Raw genomic sequence first — 22,235 nt, 5'->3', positions numbered from 1 at the left:
CGTTACTTGTAGCAGACGGTCTTCACCGCCTGGACGACTTCGCCGACGTTCGGAAGCGCGAGCTTCTCGAGGTTGGCTGCGTAGGGCATCGGCACGTCCTTGCCGGCGATCGTCAGGATCGGCGCATCGAGGTAGTCGAAGGCCTGCTGCATGACGCGCGTGGCGATCTCGGTGCCGACCGAGCTCTGCGGATAGCCTTCCTCGACGGTGACGAGGCGGCCGGTCTTCTTCACCGATTCGATGATCGTCGGCAGGTCCATCGGACGGATGGTGCGCAGGTCGATCAGTTCGACGTCGATGCCGTCCTTCTCGAGTTCGGCAACCGCCTTCGTCGCATAGGTCATGCCGATGCCGAAAGAGACGATGGTGACGTCCTTGCCGGGCTTGTGGATGCGCGCCTTGCCGATCGGCAGCACGAAATCGTCGAGCTTCGGCACGTCGAAGTGCTGGCCGTAGAGGATTTCGTTTTCAAGGAAGATGACCGGGTTCGGATCGCGGATCGCCGCCTTCAGCAGGCCCTTTGCGTCGGCTGCCGTGTACGGCATGACGACCTTGAGGCCCGGGATATGGCTGTACCAGGCGGCATAGCACTGCGAGTGCTGCGCGGCGACGCGTGCAGCAGCGCCGTTCGGGCCGCGGAAGACGATCGGAGCGCCCATCTGGCCGCCGGACATGTAGAGCGTCTTGGCGGCCGAGTTGATGATCTGGTCGATCGCCTGCATGGCGAAATTGAAGGTCATGAACTCGACGATCGGACGCAGGCCGGTCATCGCGGCGCCGACGCCGACGCCAGCAAAGCCGTGCTCGGTGATCGGCGTGTCGATGACGCGCTTGTCACCGAATTCCTGCAGCAAACCCTGCGTGATCTTGTAGGCGCCCTGGTACTCGGCCACTTCCTCGCCCATGACGAAGACGTCGCCGTCGCGGCGCATTTCCTCGGCCATGGCATCGCGGAGTGCCTCGCGCACGGTCGTGGAGACCATTTCCGTGCCGGCCGGAATATCCGGATCGGCAGCAACTTCAGTCTTCGGCGCAGCGGGAACGGATGCAGGGGCCGCCTGTTGCGCCAGCGGAGCCTCGACCTCGGCGCCCTTGGTGCCGGCTGCGACCTCGTCCTGGCCGACGCCCTTGCCGATCTGATCGACATCGTCGCCTTCTTCAGCAAGAAGCGCGATCAGCGTATTGACCTTCACGTTCTCGGTACCGGCTGGCACGACGATCCTGGCGATCGTGCCCTCGTCGACGGCTTCCACTTCCATGGTCGCCTTGTCGGTCTCGATCTCGGCGATCACGTCGCCGGCCTTGACCGAATCGCCCTCGTTCTTGAGCCACTTGGAAAGCGTGCCCTCTTCCATCGTCGGCGACAGGGCGGGCATGAGAATATCGATTGGCATGGTGTTTCCTCCGCCCGGATCAGATCAGAATATCGGTGTAGAGCTCGGAAGCGTCCGGCTCCGGATCGGACTGGGCGAAATCGGCCGAGTCGGCAACGACGTCACGGACATCCTTGTCGATCTGCTTCAGTTCATCCTCGGAAGCCCACTTCCTCTCCAGCAGGCGCGCGCGCACCTGTTCGATCGGGTCGTGCTCGGAGCGCATCTTCTGCACTTCGTCCTTGGAGCGGTACTTGGCCGGGTCGGACATCGAATGGCCGCGGTAGCGGTAGGTGAGCATCTCGAGGATGATCGGGCCCTTGCCCGTGCGGCAATGCTCGACGGCCTCGTCAGCCGCGGCCTTTACGGCGCGCACATCCATGCCGTCGACCTGATAGCCGGGGATGTTGAAGGAGGCGCCGCGCTGGGAAAAGTCTGTCTGGGCGGAAGCGCGCGAAACGGACGTGCCCATGGCGTAACGGTTGTTCTCGATGATGTAGATCACCGGCAGCTTCCAGAGAGCGGCCATGTTGAAGCTCTCGTAGACCTGTCCCTGGTTGGCCGCACCGTCGCCGAAATATGTCAGCGAAACGTTATCGTTTCCGCGGTAGCGGTTGGCGAAGGCAAGGCCGGTCCCGAGCGAGACCTGCGCACCGACGATGCCGTGGCCGCCGTAGAAATGCTTCTCCTTGGAGAACATGTGCATGGAGCCGCCCTTGCCCTTGGAAAGGCCGCCCCGGCGTCCGGTCAGTTCCGCCATCACGCCGCGCGCGCTCATCCCGCAGGCAAGCATGTGGCCGTGGTCGCGATAGCCGGTGATGACCTGATCGCCTTCCTTCAGCGCCATCTGCATGCCGACGACAACGGCTTCCTGGCCGATGTAGAGGTGACAGAAGCCGCCGATGAAGCCCATGCCGTAGAGCTGGCCGGCCTTCTCCTCGAAACGCCGGATCAGCAGCATCTCGCGATAGGCGTTGAGATCCTCATCCTTGGAAAAGTCGGCAAACGTGCCGCCGTTGAAATCTTTTTTGACAGGCTTTGCCGCTGTCTTGCGGCTCGATACGGACGCGGTTTTGCGCGGAGCCATACAATCCTCCCCGAGTTATGCCTTTGCGGCAAACATAGGGGAAGAACGAGGTATCAGCAATGCTATATTTGCATGGCTATCATTCGGCGTAAATATTTGATTTTTATGCAATAATTTAGATTAACCTGTTTCCGGTTAATCGTATCCATCAGTGAAAAATGACGATTTCGTCGGCTCTTGACATGTTAAGCGAAAAGCGCGCCTTCTCGTCCAGCATGTCGCGCTCGAGCGAGCCATCGCTCATCAGCGCCACCTCGCGCTCAAGCCGCATGCGCTCCTCGACGAGCACATCCAGGCGCGCTTGACGCGTGATCCGAGTGCGCTCGAACTGCTCCATCGCGCGCAGACCGAACTCGCCATGGACCGAATGATAGCTGAAATAGGACAGGAAGGCGACCGTGATCGCCGGTACGACAAACCGGCCGAGCCGGCGCTTCTTATGATGCTTGGTCCACATGGAAAAGTCCCGATACGCAGTACGTAGAGACTGTAGCGCGCATCGGTTAACCGAGCGTTGACCATGACGAGATTGGCGATGGGGTTCATGCCGGAGGTGAACCCGCCCTGCCGGGCGCCTTCTTCCCGCGAGCGGGGCCAAGGACGGTATGGCGTCAAACGTCGCCACCCCAGAGGTTCAAATAGTCGAAAAGAGGATAAGCTGCCCAAGGCAGACCGACGACCAAATCGGCGCAAATGCCGGGACGTCTACGGCTCATGCCGCGTCCCCTCTCCCCGCTTGCGGGGAGAGGGCTAGGGTGAGGGGCAAATGCCGAACGGATCCCCTCCGGCACCACCCCAAATTCTGGCAACCTCAGCCGCGCAGGATCGAGCGGCCGGCGTACTTCGCCTGCGGGCCGAGCTGCTCCTCGATGCGGATCAGCTGGTTGTACTTGGCGGTACGGTCGGAGCGGGCCAGCGAGCCGGTCTTGATCTGGCCGCAGTTGGTGGCGACTGCGAGGTCGGAGATCGTGGAATCCTCAGTCTCGCCCGAGCGGTGCGACATCACGGCGGTGTAGCTTGCCTTGTGCGCGGTCTCGACGGCGTCGAGCGTCTCCGACAGCGACCCGATCTGGTTGACCTTGACGAGGATCGAGTTGGCGACCCCCATCTTGATGCCGTCGCGCAGGCGCGAAGAGTTGGTGACGAACAGGTCGTCGCCGACCAGCTGGACCTTGCCGCCGATCTTGTCGGTCAGCGTCTTCCAGCCGTCCCAGTCGTCCTCGGCCATGCCGTCCTCGATGGAGAAGATCGGGTACTTGGCGGAAAGCTCGGCAAGGTACTCGGCCATGGCGCCCGGCTCCAGCGTGCGGCCCTCGCCTTCGAGAACGTACTTACCGTCCTTGAAGAACTCGGTCGAGGCGCAGTCGAGGGCGATGAACATGTCGTCGCCCGGCTTGTAGCCGGCCTTTTCGATCGACTTCATGATGAAGTCGAGCGCAGCCGGTGCGGATTCGAGGTTCGGGGCAAAGCCGCCCTCGTCGCCGACATTGGTGTTGAAGCCACCGGCCGACAGCTGCTTCTTCAGCGTGTGGAACACCTCCGAGCCCATGCGGACGGCGTCGCGGATCGTGTCGGCGCCAACCGGAACGATCATGAATTCCTGGAAGTCGATCGGGTTGTCGGCATGCGCGCCGCCGTTGATGATGTTCATCATCGGAACCGGCAGGACGCGGGCGTTCGGACCGCCGACATAGCGGTAGAGCGGCAGGCCGGCCGATTCGGCGGCAGCCTTGGCCACGGCCATCGAGACACCGAGGATGGCGTTCGCGCCGAGGCGCGCCTTGTTCGGCGTGCCGTCGAGTTCGATCATCGTCTGGTCGATCAGGATCTGGTTTTCCGCATCGAGGCCGCCGACCGCCTCGAAGATTTCGCCGTTGACGGCCTCGACTGCGCGCTCCACGCCCTTGCCGAGGTAGCGGGTGCCGCCGTCGCGCAGTTCGACCGCCTCATGCGCGCCGGTGGAGGCGCCGGAAGGAACCGCCGCGCGGCCGAAGCTGCCGTCTTCGAGGTGAACATCCACTTCGACGGTCGGATTGCCGCGGCTGTCGAGGATTTCGCGGCCGATGATGTCGATGATTGCGGTCATGGTTTTCTTCCCTGGTTCATGAAGGGGTCAGCGATTTTAATCGATTGAAATCTCTTAATCGAAGCCGATGAAAATGCAAGCGCGTCGGTGCCGGGCTAACGCAGCCGTGTGACACCAGCATGATGACACCGTCATGCCTTCGCGATCGCGTCGAAGGCGAGCAGCTTTTCCAGAAGCCGCGGCAGATCCTTGATCGCCACCATGTTTGGACCGTCCGAGGGCGCATTGTCCGGATCCTCGTGAGTCTCGATGAAGACGCCAGCGACACCAACGGCGACCGCCGCCCGGGCCAGGGTTTCCACGAATTCCCGCTGGCCACCGGAGGAACCGCCCTGCCCGCCCGGCTGCTGGACCGAATGCGTGGCGTCGAAAACGACGGGTGCGCCAAGCGACGCCATGATCGGCAGCGAACGCATGTCGGAAACGAGCGTATTATAGCCGAAGGAGGCGCCGCGCTCACACAGAAGAACGTTCGGATTGCCGCTCTGGGTAAACTTCGCCAGCACGTTCTTCATGTCCCAGGGTGCCAGGAACTGGCCCTTCTTGACGTTGATGACGCGCCCGGTCTTCGCAGCAGCGACGAGCAGATCCGTCTGCCGCGACAGGAATGCCGGAATCTGCAGGATATCGACGGTCGGCGCGACCAGGCCACACTGCTCTTCCGTATGGATGTCCGTCAGCACCGGAAAGCCGAACTCCGTCTTCAGGTCGGCGAAGATTTCCATCGCCTTTTCAAGGCCGATGCCGCGCTTGCCCGAAATCGAGGTGCGGTTGGCCTTGTCGAAGGACGACTTGTAGACGAGGCCGAGGCCGAGCTTGCGACACATCTCCACGAGCGTGCCGGCGAGCATGAAGGCATGGTCGCGGCTCTCCATCTGGCACGGGCCGGCAATAAGCGTCAGTTTGTCCTTCTGCGAGAATGTGACCTTGCCCTTGCCTTCCCCGGCAGTGACGACTGCATTGGTTTCCATCTTACTCTCCAAACGCAAAAAGCGCGCCCTGCCCCGCAGCGGGCGCAACGAGCAGGCGTCCGCCAAGCTCCGTGAATTCGATATTGTTCTCTTCCAGCTGGGCTCTGCAGCGCGCCAGATCCTTCACGCGGAAGACGACCGCAGCGCCTTTCAGGCCGCGATCGGTTTGCGAAGGTTCAACGCCATAAAAGCCCTTCATTCCGGCAGGATTGAGTACGGAAATCCGTCCGCGCGCGGTATCGACGCTCATGCCGAAAGAATGCGCTTCCACCGCGCGTTCGTCGGCTGCAACCTGTACCAGATACTGGAAATCCGTCGGATTCTGCTCGCACAGAACCACTTCCGAAAGGGCGACCGTGCCGTTAGCATGCTGCTCGAGCGCGCTGCGGTCGGATGGAAGCGCGACGACGCGCTGCGACGAAAAGAAGAAGAAGTCCGGCGCCCGCCTGTCGGCGGCGAAGGCGAGGTGGAAACTGCCCGTCGCGCTGCCGCCATCGGGGAGTTGCATGTCACGCGAGAATTCAAGCATCTGACCGCCCGAAAATCCTTGTCCGGCATAGCGACGGTCATCGTCACGCGCGTCGTTCGTCGCCATCGCGATCGCGGAAAATCCATCCATGCCGCGACGGAAGCGGAAAGACTGGTCGCGCGCCACGAACTCGTTGCCGCTACGCGCCGCCTGCTCGCATTCCTCGCGATTGGCGATGCCGAGTGGTTCCAGGTAGCTGCCGTCGGACAGGAATATGCAGCAGTTCTCGGTTCCGAAGGGATGTCGCGCATCCGCTGCCACCGTAAAGCCCAGCCGCGTCAGCCGCTCGCGCGCGATCGAAAGCTCGGCGACCGGCAGAACGAGATGGTCGATCGGGCGGGCGGTCGTAGGCTTCGCTGTCATGCTGGCGATCCGAGCTCATTCATCCGCGGCTGCTTTGCCCTTTTTGCTCCGCCAATGCAAGGGCGCGCGGGTTTCGAAGACGCGTTTGGCTGACCCTGCCGCTCAACCTTCCGTAACGTAAAGATGCATTTCTACGGCAGCGCATCCAAAAAGTTGTTGATTGTACGGAAACCAAGGTAAGAACTTCGATCTGCATTTTGACAAATCATCTTCCAGCGCCTTTGCTAATAACTACGGCGCCTCGTTGCAAAGGCGCTGATTTAATTAAAGATTTACTTGGATCGAGCGTTCCGCACAGGCAGGTCGAGTGCTCGCAACATTCATTTCTGTCCAGGCAACCACCTGTCGGGGCTTGCACGAGATCGGCGACATTCTCCCGCAATTATTGCCGGGCCGTCGCCGCCGGCTGAACAAGCCGGATTGCCGGCGGAGAATATGACGTTTTCCGCCGGCAACTAGCGAGGATACGGGCGACTGCGATCCGCACGACCCAACTGCAGATGGCATTCGATCTGCCGGAAAAGTATATGTTGTGCCCGTAGCAGCAGCGATTCGAGCGAACCCTGCAGCCTGCCGCGCCCAGTGGCAACAGGCCGTGCGATCCGGCAGCCAAAAGGGAATAAGGCGTCGATTTCAAACGTAAGCGACAGGACACGCCAGCCCGGAATTACAGGCCCCCAAAAAGTACAAGGCAAACAATGCGGGTAACGCAGCAGTGACGACGATCGAGAATTCGCAGCCGCCGGGCGGAAAGACATCGGGCGCCCTCCTTCGCGCCATGGCCGCTCCCGTGGCGTCCGCGCTCATCCTGCTGTTCGCCCGCGCGGTGACCGCGGTGCGGGCCGTCTGGTCGAACGACGGCCCGCCGACGCGCCAGTGCGTCTATTTCGCCAACCACAGCAGCCACGGCGATTTCATCCTGATCTGGACCGTTCTGCCGCCCCGGTTGCGCGGCATGACGCGCCCGGTCGCCGGAGCGGAATACTGGCTCAGATCCTGGCTGACGCGTTTCATCGGCCGCGACGTTTTCAATGCGGTACTGATCGAGCGCGAGCGCGCGACGCGCACCGAGGATCCGATCGACCGCATGGCGCAAACGCTCGATGGCGGCGCCTCGCTGATCCTCTTTCCCGAAGGCACCCGCAATCAGGGGGACGATCCGCTGCTTCCCTTCAAGAGCGGCATCTACCATCTGGCGCGGTCCCGCCCCGATATCGAATTCGTGCCGGTCTGGATCAGCAATCTCAATCGTGTGATGCCCAAGGGGGAGTTCGTGCCGGTTCCCCTCATCTGCACGGTGAGCTTCGGGCGGCCGCTACGACTACGGGACGGCGAAACGAAGGAACCCTTCCTCGATCGCGCGCGCTCAGCACTTCTTTCGCTTTCCCCGCATGCAGGCGAGATTCCATGAACGACCCGCGCTCCCAACTCCTCGCCCTGGTAATCGGCATCGTCGTCTTCCTGGTGATTGCAACCGTCATCGGCCAGGTACTGCAGCGCCGGCTGTCTCCCGATCGCACGAACGCCGGGATCGAAAACCTGAACGCACGCATATTCGCCTGGTGGGTGATGGTCGCGCTGCTGGGCATCGCCTTTATCGCGGGCCGTGCGGGTGTCATCGCACTGTTCGCTTTCTGCTCGTTTGCGGCACTTCGCGAGTTCGTTACCCTGACCCGCACCCGCCGCGCCGACCATTGGGCGCTTGCTGCCGCCTTCTTCGTCGTCCTGCCGATCCAGTATTATCTGGTCGCCACCGACTGGTACGGGCTCTACGCCATCTTCATACCGGTCTATGCGTTCCTGCTGATGCCGATCGTCGCCGTGCTGCGGGGCGATACCGAGCGCTTCCTCGACCGCGTTGCGGAGGTGCAATGGGCGCTGATGATCTGCGTGTTCTGCGTATCCCACGTGCCAGCGCTGCTGACGCTGCAGATTCCCGGCTACGAGGGGCGCAACGTACTGCTGATCGCCTTCCTGGTGATCGTCGTCCAGATGAGCGACGTGCTCCAGTACGTCTGGGGCAAGATCTTCGGCCGGCATAAGATCGCCCCGAAACTGTCGCCCTCCAAGACCGTCGAAGGCTTTGTCGGCGGCGTTGCCAGCGCAACACTGATCGGCGCCGCGCTGTGGTGGATCACGCCGTTTTCGCCGCTGCAGGCAGGCCTGATGGCGCTTGTCATCACGCTGATGGGCTTTTTTGGCGGGCTGGTCATGTCGGCCATCAAGCGAGACCGCGGCGTGAAGGACTGGGGACATATCGTCGAGGGACACGGCGGCCTGATCGACCGGCTCGATTCGGTGATCTTCTCCGCTCCGATCTTCTTCCACATCGTCCGCTACGGGTGGTCGCTGACATGAGCAGCAATATGCGCCCGCTTGCGCAAAGCAGCGCCGTCCACATGGCCGTGGCCTTTGTTGCCATGGGAAGCTGGGCGATCTTTGCCAACCGCAACCACGCGCCGGCGCAGATCCTGCTCGCCGGTGCGGTGCAGGGCGCGATATCTGCTGCGATCACACTTTTTCTGAAAAAGGCGATCGAGAGGCTGGCCCGGATCTTTGCCGGCACAGGAAGGCTCTGGCTGCCGCCGGCGTTCGTGATCGCGGTGTCGGCGACGGCGCTGGCATCGATCCATCGCATCGCCGGCACGCCGGAAATCCTGCGCACCATCGCCGTTCCGCTGCTGGTGTCGGCCAGCTATGCCGCCGCATACAACTATTCGCTTCATAGGAAGGAACAGAGATCGCCATGACAGAGAGCGGAGACCGCCGCCCCCTTTCCAGCCGCGATACCCACTGGGCACGTTTCACGGCGCAATGGCTGGCGAAGCGGTCGATCACGCCGAACCAGATCTCGCAGGCGAGCATGGCGGCAGCAGCGCTCGCCGCCCTGTGCTTCTGGCTGGGCGGCCGGCAGGAGGGGAGTGTCGCAGCGCTCCTCCTGATCGCCGCCGCCCTGTGCTGCCAGTTGCGCCTGCTCTGCAATCTCTTCGATGGAATGGTTGCCGTCGAGGGCGGCAAGGGGCAAGCCGATGGCCCGTTCTGGAACGAATTTCCCGACCGCGTCGCGGATATCCTCATCCTTGCCGGCGCCGGATACGGTATCGGCATGCCCGCACTCGGCTGGGCGGCCGCAGCCTTCGCCGTGCTGACGGCCTATGTGCGCGAGCTCGGCCGTGCCACCGGAGCGCCCGGTGACTTCTCCGGGCCGATGGCCAAGCAGCACCGGATGGCCGTGATGACCGCCGCAGCCGTCCTCGCGGCAGCTACAACTGTGTGGGAGCGGCACTTGACGGTCATGGAGAGCGCTCTCTGGATCGTCGCGATCGGGGCCGCACTGACGGCCATGCGCCGTGGACGCAATCTCGTGCGCCACCTCAAGGGCAAGCACTGAGGCACCTTTCCTGCACGGCGAGCGCAGCCGTCGCAAACGCCCTTCGACCTCGGTCTCCACGAGACTCGGCGCAAATTGCTACCTGGATGCAGAAAGGCCCGGCAGTGATGCCGGGCCTCAAACGTGTGATGGCAACCTGTCTCAGACGAGCCGCGACTGTTCCAGCGCGGCCTCGACGAAGCTTGCGAACAGAGGATGCGGGTCCAGCGGCCGGCTCTTCAGCTCGGGGTGATACTGCACGCCGATAAACCAGGGATGGTCCGGATATTCGACCGTTTCCGGCAGGACGCCGTCCGGCGACATGCCGGAGAACACCAGCCCGCAGTTTTCCAGCCTGTCCTTGTAGTCGACATTGACCTCGTAGCGATGGCGGTGGCGTTCGGAGATGTCGGTGGTACCGTAAATCTCGGCGATCTTCGTTCCCGCCTTCAAGCCCGCCCGATAGGCGCCGAGCCGCATGGTGCCGCCGAGATCGCCGGATGCGCTCCGCTTCTGCAATTCGTTGCCCTTGACCCATTCCGTCATGAGGCCGACCACCGGCTCCTCGGTCTTGCCGAACTCGGTCGAAGACGCCTTTTCGATACCGGCAAGATTGCGGGCGGCTTCCACCACCGCCATCTGCATACCGAAGCAGATGCCGAAATAGGGCACCTTGCGCTCGCGGGCGAACTTCGCCGCCTGGATCTTGCCTTCCGAACCGCGCTCGCCGAAGCCGCCGGGAACGAGGATGCCGTGCACCTTCTCCAGATACGGAGCCGGATCTTCCTTCTCGAAAACCTCCGATTCGATCCAGTCGAGCTTCACCTTGACGTGGTTGGCGATGCCGCCGTGATAGAGGGCCTCGATCAGCGACTTGTAGGCGTCCTTCAGCCCCGTGTACTTGCCGACGATGGCGATCGTCACCTCGCCTTCCGGCGTATGGATGCGATCGGACACCTTCTGCCAGGCCTCCAGCCGCGGCTTCGGAGCCGGCTCGATGCCGAAGGCGGCCAGCACCTCGTCGTCGAGGCCTTCCTTATGATAGGCAAGCGGCACGTCGTAAATCGACGCGACGTCGAGCGCCTGGATGACGGCGGTCGGGCGCACGTTGCAAAACAGCGAGAGCTTCTTGCGCTCGGCCTCTGGGATCTCCCGGTCGGCACGCACCAGGAGGATGTCGGGATGGATGCCCATCGCCTGCAGCTCCTTGACGGAGTGCTGCGTCGGCTTGGTCTTCAGTTCGCCGGCGGCCGGGATATAAGGCATCAGCGTGAGGTGGACGTAGACGGCAGTGCCGCGCGGCAGGTCGTTTCCGAGCTGGCGGATCGCCTCCATGAACGGCATGGCCTCGATGTCGCCGACCGTGCCGCCGATCTCGCAGATCACGAAATCATAATCCTCGTTGCCCTCGATGACGAAGTTCTTGATCTCGTTGGTGACGTGCGGGATGACCTGGACGGTGGCGCCCAGATAGTCGCCGCGCCGCTCCTTGTCGATGATGTTCTTGTAGATGCGGCCGGTAGTGATGTTGTCGGTCTTGGTCGCAGAGCGGCCGGTGAAGCGCTCGTAGTGGCCGAGATCGAGGTCGGTCTCCGCGCCATCGTCGGTGACGAAGACCTCGCCGTGCTGCGTCGGGCTCATCGTGCCCGGATCGACGTTGAGATAGGGGTCCAGCTTGCGCAGCCTGACCCGGTAGCCACGGGCCTGAAGCAACGCTCCGAGAGCGGCGGCCGCAATTCCTTTTCCGAGGGAAGAAACCACGCCGCCAGTGATGAATACATATCGCGCCATGGGAGTCACCGGATACCTTTTCATAAATGATTCCGCCACCGAAAAATCGCCTGCGCGGCAAACTTTCCGTGGAGGATTGTCACTGGTCTACACAAGAAGAAGGCCGGCGGGCTTATCGCCTGCCGGCCGGTTCACGTCATTTCGTCCGCTTACTGCCCGGTCGGAACGTCCGTGCTCGGAGCAGGCGCCGCGGGAGCGGCAGTGCCGCCTTGCGGGGCTGCCCCGGTCGCCGGAGCGGTGTTGGTCGCAGGCGCCGTGCCGCCGTCGGTCGGAACGCCATTGCTTTCCTGAGCCGGAACCTGCGGGGCCGCCGGTGGCGTCGCCTCGCCTCCGAGCGAATTGAGAACGCCGTTGCCGTCGCCCGTAGTGCCGGGGATCCGGTCAAGGATATCCGTCGGCTTGGATTCGTAGCGCGACAGGATACCCATGCCGAGCGCCAGAACGAAGAACAGCGTGGCGAGGATGGCGGTGGTGCGCGTCAGTGCGTTCGCAGCGCCCCGGGCCGACATGAAGCCGGAGCCACCGCCGATGCCGAGACCGCCGCCTTCCGACCGCTGGATCAGCACGATGCCGATCAGCGCCACGACGACCATGAGATAAATGACAAGCAAAACGGTCTGCATATTTTGAACCCTGCCCGAAGGCACAAAGAAAGAGATTGGCGGCTCAATATACCAAGCCGCCCGCCATTCCAAGCCCTACCCGGCAAAAGCCGGCTTCAGGGCACCAGTTCCTCGTATGCGCCGTAGATGGCAAGGAAGTCGTCGGATTTCAAGCTCGCTCCTCCGACCAGCGCGCCGTCGACGTTGGCGACTGCCATCAACTCCTTTGCATTGCCGGGCTTGACCGAGCCGCCGTAGAGAATGCGCATCTTCGCGCCCTCCCCGCCGAACCGCGCCTTCAGCTCCTCGCGCATGAAGGCATGGGCGTCTGCGACATCGGCCGTGGTCGGCGTCAAACCGGTGCCGATCGCCCAGACGGGCTCGTAGGCGATGACGGTATTTTCCGCGAGCGCTCCATCCGGGACAGAGCCCGCAAGCTGCGTCTTCAGAACGTCGAGCGTTCTGCCTGCCTTACGCTCCGCCTCCGTCTCGCCGATGCAGACGATCGCGACCAGTTCAGCGGCGTGTGCGGCTTCCGCCTTGGCACGCACCAGCGCATCGGTCTCACCATGGTCGGTCCGCCGCTCCGAGTGACCGACGATGACGTGGGTGCCGAAGCAATCCGCGATCATCTCCGCAGACACATCACCCGTATGCGCCCCGGACACTTTTTCGTGGCAGTCTTGCGCACCAATCAGGAGCGGGCTGTCGTCGCAGAGCGCCGTCGAGACGTAGAGCAGCGTCACCGGCGGGCAGATCAGGGCCTCGACCTTCTCCGAAAGCGCTCCCTTCACGCCCTCCGCCATCGCCTTGATCTCGTTCAACGAAGCGCGCGTGCCGTTCATCTTCCAGTTTCCGGCCACGAGCGGGGTCACATCCGGGGTCATCTTGCCTCCTCAAGGTTACGTTTGGTTCCCTGCGCCCTAGCAAACGGACGCGGTCATTGTAAGGGCAAAACGCCGCAGCCGACACCTGCACGCTCAGTTCATTCAATGCATTTCACTCAATGCGCAAAAATCCAGTTCAGCGTCTCGCGCCAGTCCGTCATCCTGACCGGCGTCCCGTGCGAACCGGTGCGGAAGAGCACGAACTGCGTCGGCACGCCGGCCTTGAGAAGCTTGCGAAACTGCGCGACCTGGTCCTGCGCCTTATAGACCTTGTCGCTCTCTCCATGCGTGAAATAGATCGGCATCTTTGCCTTGTAGGCGGCGCTTTCGATATAGTTCGGATCGGGGGCACCGCCCATCAAGATCATCCCGGCAAGGTTCCTGACCGCTTCAGGATCGCGGGCGATCTGCCAGCAGATGAAGCTGCCCATCGAGGCGCAGGAGAGAACTACCGGGGCACCTGGCGAATTCCGCCGCGCTTCCTCGATCAGCCCGGCGATCGGCGCCGCCCCCTTGTCGTCGAAGCTCTTCACGCTTGCCGAATAGTAGACCCCCCCATTGTGCACCGCGAGGTTCTTGAGGCGGTTGAAATTGCCGCCGAAGCTCCAGTCGTTGTTGCCGAGCCTTCGGTCGCCGCCGCGACCGTGGATGAAGATGACGGTGAAGTTCGCGCCCTGCTGCTTTCCGGTGGCGGCCACATCCACGGAGCCACGCGGGGTAGAAATCGTCAGGTTTTCCAGGTCGCGCTTGACCGCGGTGGATACGTATGCCGCCTTGGCTCGGCGTTCCGGCACCTGGTCGCGACCATTGATATCCCGCATTTCCTGGTAGTCGACGACGCGCATGGCACCGCCATCGCTGCTTTCGATCACCGCCGGATAGGCGAAGAGCTCGTCCTTCCAGGGCGCCAACGACGCGGCAGCGGCAGGCACGGCAGGCAGCGCGGAGACGACGATTGCGGCCAGAACAAGCCGGGCGCCGCGCAAAAGACGCGTATTCCGGCAATGAATTGTGGACTGCGGCATCAAGTCGGGCTCCCTTCGGGCGGCAAGTCTTGCCATTCCGGGTCTGGCGACGCAATCCTCGCAGCAGACATTTTCACCGGGTGAGACCGACCTCGAATGAGAACGAATCGCGAAACCGGGCGAAATCTGGCAAACTGCCGCTGATTCGCCGGTCCGGTGCGAAACCTTGAAATTCCAAGCCGTCACGGCCACCTCCCCGCGGCCGCAAGCTACGAAGTCTGAACAGCCCGATGGACGACAACAACGATCTCTTCGCCAATATCGACAACACGCAGAAGCCTGCCCCCGTTGCAGAACCGCGGCCGGCTCCGGCTGCGCCCGCCGCTGCGGCCCCTCCAGCAGCAGCGCCTTCCGCAACCGCTCGTCCGGCGACCCCGGCAAGCGACGGCAGCGGGTATGACGCCTCGGCGATCCGCGTGCTCGAGGGACTGGAACCGGTGCGCATGCGCCCGGGCATGTATATCGGCGGCACGGACGAAAAGGCACTGCACCACCTTTTCGCCGAGGTGATCGACAACTCGATGGACGAGGCAGTCGCCGGACACGCCAACTTCATCGAGGTCTCGCTCGACGCCGAAGGCTTCCTGACCGTGTCGGACAACGGCCGCGGCATCCCTGTCGAAAACCACCCGCAGATGCCAGGCAAGTCGACGCTGGAAGTGATCCTCACGGTGTTGCATGCCGGCGGCAAGTTCGACGGCAAGGCCTATGAGACCTCGGGGGGGCTGCATGGCGTCGGCGTCTCCGTCGTCAACGCCCTCTCCGACCATCTGGAAGTCGAGGTCGCCCGCAACCGCAAGCTCTATCGCCAGCGCTTCTCCCGCGGCGTCCCGCAGGGTCCGCTGGAAGAAGTCGGCGACGTCCAGAACCGCCGCGGCACGAAGGTGCGCTTCCATCCCGACCCGGAGATCTTCGGCGCGCACGCCCGTTTCGACCCGGCCCGTGTCTTCCGCATGGCACGATCGAAGGCCTATCTGTTCGGCGGCGTCGAGATCCGCTGGAGCTGCGATCCGGCCCTTCTGCAGGAAGGATCCGAAACGCCGGATAAGGCCGTTTTCCATTTCCCCGGCGGCCTGAAGGACTATCTGCAGGCCACGCTTGGCAAGGAATACACCGTCACCCGCGAAATCTTCGCCGGCAAGACGGAGAAATCCGGCGGCCACGGCGCGCTGGAATGGGCCGTCACCTGGTACGGCGGCGACAGCATGATCCATTCCTACTGCAACACGATTCCGACTGCGGACGGCGGCACGCACGAGGCGGGCCTGCGCATCGCGCTCACCAAGGGCCTGAAGAATTATGCCGAACTGACGCAGAACAAGCGCGCGGCGATTGTGACGACCGACGACGTGATGATCTCCGCCGTCGGAATGCTGTCCGTCTTCATCCGCGAGCCGGAATTCGTCGGACAGACGAAGGACAAGCTCGCGACCGTCGAGGCTCAGCGCATCGTCGAAAACGCGCTGCGCGACCCCTTCGACCACTACCTCGCCGACAACCCCGCCGAGGCCGCCAAGCTTTTGGAATGGGTCATCGAGCGCGCCGAGGAGCGCGTGCGCCGGCGCAAGGAAAAAGAAGTCAACCGCAAGACGGCGGTGCGCAAACTGCGCCTCCCCGGGAAGCTTGCCGACTGCTCGCAGAACTCGGCGGACGGCGCCGAGCTCTTCATCGTCGAGGGCGATTCGGCCGGCGGCTCCGCCAAGCAGGCCCGCAACCGCTCCAACCAGGCGATCCTTCCCCTGCGCGGCAAGATCCTCAACGTCGCCAGTGCAGGCCGCGAAAAACTAGGTGCCAACCAGCAGCTCGCCGACCTGATCCAGGCGCTCGGCTGCGGTACGCGGTCGAAGTACCGCGAGGAAGACCTGCGCTACGAGCGCGTCATCGTCATGACCGATGCCGACGTCGACGGCGCGCACATCGCCTCGCTGCTGATCACCTTCTTCTACCAGGAGATGCCGGAGCTGATCCGCGGCGGCCATCTCTACCTGGCCGTTCCCCCGCTCTACCGGCTCAGCCAGGGGGCGAAGGTCGCCTATGCCCGCGACGACGCCCATCGCGAACAGCTGATGCGCACGGAATTCTCCGGCCGCGGCAAGGTCGAGCTCGGCCGTTTCAAGGGCCTCGGCGAGATGCTGCCATCGCAGCTGAAAGAAACGACCATGGATCCCAAAAAGCGCACGCTGCTGAAGGTTGAGGTGGACGACGTCGATTTCGAAGGCACGCGCGAAGCGGTGGACAATCTGATGGGCACCAAGGCCGACGCGCGCTTTCGCTTCATCCAGGAACGGGCCGCCTTCGCCGAAAATCTCGACATCTGATTGCAGTTCGCCACGCCACAATTTCGCGGAATTGCCGGGCTCTAAAACCGGCACCGGTATGCGATCGGCGAATCGGTTCCGATAGTTCGCGAGCAGACCTGCGGGTGTTGCGTCCAGGTCTGCAAAAAGGAAACGTGCATGAAGGCTGCTCTCATCGTCATGACCATTCTGGGCTGCGACGATTCGGTGACCCAGTGTCACTATATCGATACCGTCGACACCACCTGGCAGACGGTCGCGCTCTGCGATGCACAGTCGGAAGCGCAGATCACCCGCTATCAGAACAGCAACTACCCCGTCGTCGTCGCAGTCTGCGAAACCAACGGCAACCAGCAGAATGCTGACGTACAGGAAGACGTCGCCCCCTCGCCCGACAGTCAGGCGGCTGTGGCACCGGCACCCACCACGGGAACGGAGACGGTGACGCCGGAAGCGGATGCCGGACTGGCATCCCGTACGTTGACGATGCTCAGGCAGCACCTCCCCGATGCGCCATCGCTGCGCGAGACAGTGGTGAAGCCCTTCCGCTATGCGGAAAACGGCTACAGCTGGGTCGTGCGGAAATTCTCACATTAGGATCAGGTCTCGAAGCTTAGTCGCGCTGGGAATGGCCCGGAAACGCCCGATGCCGGCCAAACCGGCGAGGCGGCGGACAAACCTTACGCCGCGTCGGCGGACGCAAGCGTCGCGAAGCTTCGCGCCGACTGCCGCTTTTCCGCCATCGCCAGCCCTTCGATCATGTCGAGTAGTGCTTCGGCCGCAGCGCTCCGCGCCTCGCGTGTCTTCAAAGCCAGCCGAGCGGTGACCGTCATATGGCCGCTGCCGGCCTTTGCATCGTTGCGCCAGAGCAGAACCGCCTCGGCAAACAACGCGCTGATGTCGCCGCCGAGCCCGGTCGTTTCGAACAGGGCGCAGATGGCGGCCTGACGTCCGTCGGCAAGGATCGAACGCACGCGTCGCTCGTTCTGCCCGGAAAGGTTGACGATCGCGGCCGCGAAGAACTCCACCCTGCCCGCGCACAGCGACTGCATCAGAAGCACCGGCGTAAGCCTGCCCGAGATGCGAAGATGTTCGACGAGGCCGGCAAGTTCGGCACGCGGCACATCTGCGGCCAGGCCGATCGTGGCCAAGTCGCAGGCCTCGCGGGTGATCCGCGTGATCCGGCTGCCGCCGACGACGGCTTGCACGATCGAGCTACCGGCCAGCGCTGCCCCGACTTTTTCGACCAGCGCGTGACGGGCATCGCTGGGCAGGTCTTCGCGATCGAGAACACGGGCGCGGATTTCGGCATCGTCCCCATGCCGTTCGCAGATCCGCTTGAGCGTTCGGGGCGAAATGGCAGCACTCTCGCCATCCAGCAGCGTCAAGGCATCGAAGACGCTGCCGACTTCGATCAAGGCCGCACAGACAGCGCGCGACAGGCCAGGCCGATGCGCAATCAGCGAACGGATGAAATCGCTGCCGCGTGCGGCAAGATCGACAAGATCCGCGTCCGTAAGCACCTGCGAACGCAGGATGATCTGCGCGGCGATCTCCGGCTGGTCTTCCGACAACGGCAGGATGACGGCGCGCGGCGCTTCGGGATAGTCCGCCAGCGCCTCGGCCAGCGCAAGGCGCACTTTCGGCGCAGGGTCGTCCAGCAGGAAGATCATCGCCATCTCGGCGGAATGTCGCTCGTCATGCCCGATCGATGCATTGGAGTAGGCCCGGGCCAGTGCTTCGGCCGCGCGCGCCCGATCGCCGGCCTTGGCTGTTTCCACCCATCGGAGAAAGGCATTTATGATCAAGGTTTGCCCCAGCGTCTCGGATTCTCTGTGCGATGGGAGAAAGCTAGCCGGAAATGGTTTACGTTTGGTTCACCACGTTTGTTAACGCCGCAGCGGCCGGGCCGATATTGCGGGACATGCCGTGCGGCCCTAAAAGGTCTCATGGCCGAAACGCTTCATTCGCTGCTGCTCGTTGAATCCGGTGCCGCGCCGCAGACCCCCTCTGGCGCCGATGCGATCATCTGCCGTGCCGCATCTGTCGGCGGGCCCGCAGCCGGAGATCCTGTCGTCCTGCGCATCGAGGACGACGACGAAGCGAGTTTACGCGCCATCGTGCGGCTTCGCCCGCGTGCCGTGACGCTGGAGCACTGGCACACCGGCGCAGACCTGCAGCAGCTCGACGTGCTGCTTTCCGTGGCCGAAGCGGAGGAAGGTATTCCACAAGGGCATACGCGCATCCTCGCCTGGACCGACGGCGTGCTGCCGCCGCCATTCGCCGAGACGGGAATCGCCGGCAAGTCGCACCGGCTGGCCGGGCTGATATGGGATTGGCGTTCCCTCGCCGCAGCACTCGGCGCCACCCGCACCTTCAACCGCGCCGGAGAATGGACGCCGGCCTTTGCCCATGGCCGCGCCGCCACCCTGTTGGCGGCAACGGCGGCGGGCGTCGCGGCCTATGACGTGGCGCCACCGGGCGATGGCGAGGGATTTGCGGAGAACTGTCGAGACGCCCGCGCCGACGGCTTTTCCGGCAGGGTGGCGTTGCAGCCCACCCAACTGGCCGCCATCAACGCCGCGTTCGGGGAACCGTGCTAGCCCGGCAATCTTCGCCTACGGCCGCTTCGGCCGCATCATCTCGAATACGTCGCCGGCATCGCAGTAGTCCATGTAGCCCATGCGCCCGATCGGCCGCGCAGTCGCCATGTCGAAACGCCCCTCGCGGATCGCCTCGTCGCGGATATGGATACCGACCACCTGGCCGAATACGACCCAGCTCTCGCTCTCCGAGCCGTCCAGCGTCCGCGGTCGCATTACCTCGGTCATCCGGCACTCCAGAACGGCAAGCGCCTCGCCGACGAACGGCGCCTCGACCAGCTGGCCATGTTGCACCGTCAGCCCTGCGATTTCGAATTCGCTTTCTCCGTAAGCTGCGGCGATCGAAGTCACGTTCATCTGTTCGATCAGGTCGCGCCCGACGAAGCTGCAGGTGAATACCCCCGTCTTCTCGATGTTGCGCACGCTGTCCTTGTGGCCGCTGGAGGAAAACATCACCAGCTTCGGCCGGTCGCTGATCGCGTTGAAGAACGAATAGGGCGCCAGATTGTGCGATCCATCCGCGCCCCGGCTGCCGATCCAGCCGATCGGGCGCGGCGAGACGATCGCCTTGAAGGGATCGTGGCTGAGCCCGTGCTTGTTCGAGGCGGTATCGTAGAACATTCCAGCCGCCTCAGCCCGCCTCGCCGACCCAGGAGACGATCTCCTTGAGATTGGGCCGCGGGCGCTCGGTCGGCGGCACCATGGCCGTGCCGATATGGATGAAGCCGGCGACCTTCTCACCCGGCTTCACGCCGAGGATCGGATAGGCGCGCTCGTCGAAGGCGAACCACTCGGTCAGCCAGTTGGAAGCGTAGCCGTGCGCATTCGCCGCCATCAGCAGGTTGAGGCAGACCGCACCGGCGGACATCAGCTGTTCCCATTCCGGAATCTTGAAATGCGGCGCGGCCGTGCTGACGACGGCGACGACGACCGGCGCGCGCGTCAGCCGCATATTCTCGACCGTGACCATCTCCGCCGACAGGTCGGGCTTGTCCGCCATCGCGATCTTGGCCAGTTGAGCGCTGATAAGTGCCCGCTCCTCGCCGCGGTAGACGATGAAGCGCCAGGGCGCGAGCTTGCCGTGGTCGGGCACGCGCGAGGCGAGCCTGAGCATCTGCTCGATCTCGGCTTGTCCCGGTCCGGGCGCGCCCATCTGGAAGGCTGGAATGGAGCGGCGGTTGGAAAGATAGTCGATGAGCTTGATATCGGTTTTCATCAGGCGGAAGTTCCACTAACGTGCGGCCGTCGGTCGGCCATGAAAATGCCATTTGCCGGGCATTGAAGTGGAACCAACGATAAAGGAAGTCAACCTTCACCATGCCCACCCAACGCATTTCCGCTCTTGCGGGGAAACTCTGCCTGTGTGCCGCGATCGCGTCAGCCTGTCCGGCGATGGCGCAGGACACGCTGGACAGCTTCTCGCAGATCACGACACCGCGGAAAAGCGGCAAGCTCACCTCCTTCAATCCGCTTGTGACCGGCGACGTCGAGCCGAAGAACTTTCGCGAGATCAATTGCGAGGCGCTGCTGACCAAGGACGGGAAGCCCATGCAGCACGGGCTGAGCTGGCGGGTCTTCTCTCCCATTCCCGGCGCCGATGGCAAGCTGCCGCTGTTGGCCTCTTCCGAAGGCGGTTCAGCGGTCTTCCAGCTGGTTCCGGGCGAATATTTCGTCAATGTCGCCTTCGGCCGGGCCGCCGCGACGAAGAAGCTGCTGGTCCCCGAATCCGGTGCGGTCGACAAGCAGGTCATGGTGCTCGACGCCGGCGGTCTCATGCTGAACGCCGTCTCCGGGTCGGACGTCCGCATCCCTCCAAACGAGCTGACCTTTTCCATCTACTCGTCAGAAGTCGGCGAGGACGGCGAGCGCAGTCTCGTGGTGCCGAACGTGAAGGCAAACACGGTCGTGCGCCTCAACGCGGGCACCTATCATGTGGTTTCCGACTACGGCACGGTGAACGCGGTCATTCGTGCCGATATCCAGGTGGAGGCCGGAAAGCTCATCCAGGCGACGATCCAGCACCGTGCCGCCAAGCTGACCTTGAAGCTCGTCTCCGAGGAAGGCAGCGAAGCGATCGCCGATACCGCCTGGTCGATCCTGACCTCGTCGGGCGACGTCGTCAGCGAGAGCGTCGGCGCTTTCCCGACCATCGTCCTGGCGGAAGGCCAGTACACTGCCGTCGCCCGCAACAAGAACAAGATCTACCAGCGCGATTTTACCGTCACTGCCGGCCAGAATACGGATGTGGAGGTGATTCTCGCCGACACGCCCGACCAGCAGGCTCAGGTCGCGACCGAAGCCGACTGACCGCCGCCTCAAACCAATGAGAACAGCAAAACGCTACCCCGCCCGCCGGAAGCGCTGACGGCGCGGCGGCTGCATGGCGAACACCGCGTCATAGATGCGAACCAGCAGTTCCTTGCGGTCCGAAATCGCTTGAAGCTGGTCCCAACCGATCATCGGCCCGACCCGCGCCGGGATGGTCGTGCCGGACAGTCGCTTGAACTCGCGGATGAGCAGAGAGAGCCTCAGCGTCAGAGAGATCTTGCTGGCGATGTGGAACAGTGCGCCGTTCTGTCCATCGAAGAAGATCGGAATGACATTGGCCTGCGCCGCCTGAATCAGCTTGGCCGGAAAGATCTTCCACGGCAGATCCTCGGCACGGCCAAAGCCGCGCTTCGCCGTTGCGACGCCGCCGGCGGGAAAGACGATGATCGTCACGCCTTCCTTGAGAAGCCGCACCGCCTCGTGGCGCGTGCGCATGTTGATCGCCAGCGCCTCCTTGGTCTCCTCGAAGGAGACCGGCAGCGAATAGGGTACCATCTCCGGCACCTTCAGGAGATCCTTGTGGATCATCACCCGGAACGGCCTGCCGAGCTGTTCGGCAAGGGCCAGCACCGCGATGCCGTCGCCGATGCCGAAGGGATGGTTGGCGACAATCACGAGCGGCGCCTCCGGCAGATCGCGCGGCGGCCAGGTGCCCGCCACGTCCATCTTCACGCCGATGATGTCGAGCATCTCGCCGAAGACACGCGCGCTGCGTCCGACGCTTTCCGCCCGCCAGCGCTCATAGAGCGCCGCATAGCGGTTGCGCCCCGAAAGCCCCTCGATCGAGCGGATGAACCACCGCTTCAGTCGCGGGTCGTTCTCGTTGGCGTAGGACAGTTCCTTGAACCGCACCGGCATCCCCTGCACTTCTCAATTGCGACCTGTCTACGACAGTTTTGTTGCAGTCATCTGACAGATGCAGG

At 63.4% G+C, this 22,235-nt stretch carries 22 protein-coding genes; 8 read left to right on the top strand and 14 right to left on the bottom strand.

Annotated elements, in window-relative coordinates:
- Positions 1-2: 2 nt before the first annotated feature.
- From HV823_RS11590 to HV823_RS11565, 6 genes are all read right to left on the bottom strand, one after another.
- Positions 3-1,355 carry a pyruvate dehydrogenase complex E1 component subunit beta gene (locus HV823_RS11590; RefSeq protein WP_425487657.1) on the bottom strand — a complete coding sequence of 451 codons (1,353 nt, stop codon included), beginning with the start codon at positions 1,353-1,355 and terminating at the stop codon, positions 3-5.
- Between the two features lie 58 nt (positions 1,356-1,413).
- Entirely contained in the window at positions 1,414-2,460 is a 1,047-nt protein-coding gene (gene pdhA / locus HV823_RS11585; protein WP_176949882.1) for a pyruvate dehydrogenase (acetyl-transferring) E1 component subunit alpha, read from the bottom strand.
- Positions 2,461-2,608: 148 nt separating this feature from the next.
- On the bottom strand, positions 2,609-2,917 hold the full coding sequence (locus HV823_RS11580; protein WP_176949881.1) for an FtsB family cell division protein: 309 nt from the start codon (positions 2,915-2,917) through the stop codon (positions 2,609-2,611).
- Positions 2,918-3,271: 354 nt separating this feature from the next.
- Positions 3,272-4,546: a phosphopyruvate hydratase gene (gene eno, locus HV823_RS11575; protein WP_176949880.1), complete on the bottom strand. Its 1,275-nt coding sequence runs from the start codon at positions 4,544-4,546 to the stop codon at positions 3,272-3,274.
- A 131-nt stretch (positions 4,547-4,677) separates the two neighbouring features.
- Positions 4,678-5,517, bottom strand: a complete 840-nt coding sequence (gene kdsA, locus HV823_RS11570) for a 3-deoxy-8-phosphooctulonate synthase (RefSeq protein ID WP_176949879.1) — start codon at positions 5,515-5,517, stop codon at positions 4,678-4,680.
- A 1-nt stretch (position 5,518) separates the two neighbouring features.
- Positions 5,519-6,409: a VOC family protein gene (locus HV823_RS11565; RefSeq protein ID WP_176949878.1), complete on the bottom strand. Its 891-nt coding sequence runs from the start codon at positions 6,407-6,409 to the stop codon at positions 5,519-5,521.
- A gap of 778 nt (positions 6,410-7,187) precedes the next feature.
- Here HV823_RS11565 and HV823_RS11560 point away from each other — a divergent pair.
- The 4 genes from HV823_RS11560 to HV823_RS11545 are packed head-to-tail and all read left to right on the top strand — an operon-like array spanning position 7,188 to position 9,800.
- Entirely contained in the window at positions 7,188-7,820 is a 633-nt protein-coding gene (locus HV823_RS11560) for a lysophospholipid acyltransferase family protein (protein ID WP_176950079.1), read from the top strand.
- Entirely contained in the window at positions 7,817-8,767 is a 951-nt protein-coding gene (locus HV823_RS11555; protein WP_176949877.1) for a phosphatidate cytidylyltransferase, read from the top strand. The genes HV823_RS11560 and HV823_RS11555 overlap by 4 nt, the downstream gene beginning before the upstream one ends.
- The gene (locus tag HV823_RS11550; protein WP_176949876.1) at positions 8,764-9,159 is read left to right on the top strand and encodes a hypothetical protein; all 396 of its coding nucleotides are present in this window, start codon (positions 8,764-8,766) and stop codon (positions 9,157-9,159) included. Before HV823_RS11555 ends, HV823_RS11550 begins: the two co-directional genes overlap by 4 nt.
- Positions 9,156-9,800 (top strand): CDP-alcohol phosphatidyltransferase family protein, encoded by a 645-nt coding sequence (locus tag HV823_RS11545; RefSeq protein WP_176949875.1) that lies wholly within the window; start codon positions 9,156-9,158, stop codon positions 9,798-9,800. The genes HV823_RS11550 and HV823_RS11545 overlap by 4 nt, the downstream gene beginning before the upstream one ends.
- A gap of 141 nt (positions 9,801-9,941) precedes the next feature.
- On the opposite strand, the gene pyrG is transcribed toward HV823_RS11545, so the two are convergent.
- The 4 genes from pyrG to HV823_RS11525 form a co-directional block, all read right to left on the bottom strand.
- Positions 9,942-11,570: a CTP synthase gene (gene pyrG, locus HV823_RS11540; protein ID WP_176949874.1), complete on the bottom strand. Its 1,629-nt coding sequence runs from the start codon at positions 11,568-11,570 to the stop codon at positions 9,942-9,944.
- A 149-nt stretch (positions 11,571-11,719) separates the two neighbouring features.
- Positions 11,720-12,193, bottom strand: a complete 474-nt coding sequence (gene secG, locus HV823_RS11535) for a preprotein translocase subunit SecG (protein ID WP_176949873.1) — start codon at positions 12,191-12,193, stop codon at positions 11,720-11,722.
- Between the two features lie 95 nt (positions 12,194-12,288).
- Positions 12,289-13,059, bottom strand: a complete 771-nt coding sequence (tpiA, locus tag HV823_RS11530; RefSeq protein ID WP_176949872.1) for a triose-phosphate isomerase — start codon at positions 13,057-13,059, stop codon at positions 12,289-12,291.
- A 116-nt stretch (positions 13,060-13,175) separates the two neighbouring features.
- Complete coding sequence (locus HV823_RS11525) at positions 13,176-14,084, bottom strand: alpha/beta hydrolase (protein ID WP_176949871.1); 909 nt, start codon at positions 14,082-14,084, stop codon at positions 13,176-13,178.
- A gap of 230 nt (positions 14,085-14,314) precedes the next feature.
- Between HV823_RS11525 and parE the strand changes: the two genes are divergently transcribed.
- Together parE and HV823_RS11515 are read left to right on the top strand one after the other, a co-directional pair.
- Positions 14,315-16,402, top strand: a complete 2,088-nt coding sequence (gene parE / locus HV823_RS11520; RefSeq protein ID WP_176949870.1) for a DNA topoisomerase IV subunit B — start codon at positions 14,315-14,317, stop codon at positions 16,400-16,402.
- A 138-nt stretch (positions 16,403-16,540) separates the two neighbouring features.
- A complete protein-coding gene (locus HV823_RS11515; RefSeq protein ID WP_176949869.1) occupies positions 16,541-16,978 on the top strand; it encodes a hypothetical protein in 438 nt (145 codons plus the stop codon).
- A gap of 83 nt (positions 16,979-17,061) precedes the next feature.
- Here the strand turns inward: HV823_RS11515 and HV823_RS11510 are convergent, their stop codons facing one another.
- Positions 17,062-18,189 carry a DUF2336 domain-containing protein gene (locus HV823_RS11510; RefSeq protein ID WP_176949868.1) on the bottom strand — a complete coding sequence of 376 codons (1,128 nt, stop codon included), beginning with the start codon at positions 18,187-18,189 and terminating at the stop codon, positions 17,062-17,064.
- A gap of 141 nt (positions 18,190-18,330) precedes the next feature.
- On the opposite strand from HV823_RS11510, the gene HV823_RS11505 reads away from it, so the two are divergent.
- Positions 18,331-18,984, top strand: coding sequence for a hypothetical protein (locus HV823_RS11505; RefSeq protein WP_176949867.1), 654 nt, complete (start codon positions 18,331-18,333; stop codon positions 18,982-18,984).
- Positions 18,985-18,999: 15 nt separating this feature from the next.
- On the opposite strand, the gene HV823_RS11500 is transcribed toward HV823_RS11505, so the two are convergent.
- Together HV823_RS11500 and HV823_RS11495 are read right to left on the bottom strand one after the other, a co-directional pair.
- Positions 19,000-19,605 (bottom strand): flavin reductase family protein, encoded by a 606-nt coding sequence (locus HV823_RS11500; protein WP_176949866.1) that lies wholly within the window; start codon positions 19,603-19,605, stop codon positions 19,000-19,002.
- Positions 19,606-19,615: 10 nt separating this feature from the next.
- Entirely contained in the window at positions 19,616-20,200 is a 585-nt protein-coding gene (locus HV823_RS11495) for a nitroreductase family protein (RefSeq protein WP_176949865.1), read from the bottom strand.
- Positions 20,201-20,301: 101 nt separating this feature from the next.
- On the opposite strand from HV823_RS11495, the gene HV823_RS11490 reads away from it, so the two are divergent.
- Positions 20,302-21,291 carry a hypothetical protein gene (locus HV823_RS11490; protein ID WP_176949864.1) on the top strand — a complete coding sequence of 330 codons (990 nt, stop codon included), beginning with the start codon at positions 20,302-20,304 and terminating at the stop codon, positions 21,289-21,291.
- Positions 21,292-21,324: 33 nt separating this feature from the next.
- Here the strand turns inward: HV823_RS11490 and HV823_RS11485 are convergent, their stop codons facing one another.
- Positions 21,325-22,164 (bottom strand): 1-acyl-sn-glycerol-3-phosphate acyltransferase, encoded by an 840-nt coding sequence (locus HV823_RS11485; protein ID WP_176949863.1) that lies wholly within the window; start codon positions 22,162-22,164, stop codon positions 21,325-21,327.
- Positions 22,165-22,235: the final 71 nt, after the last annotated feature.

This window comes from Mycoplana rhizolycopersici, assembly GCF_013378445.1.
Taxonomy (GTDB): Bacteria; Pseudomonadota; Alphaproteobacteria; order Rhizobiales; family Rhizobiaceae; genus Mycoplana; species Mycoplana rhizolycopersici.
This window is presented reverse-complemented; position numbering and strand designations above follow the sequence as displayed.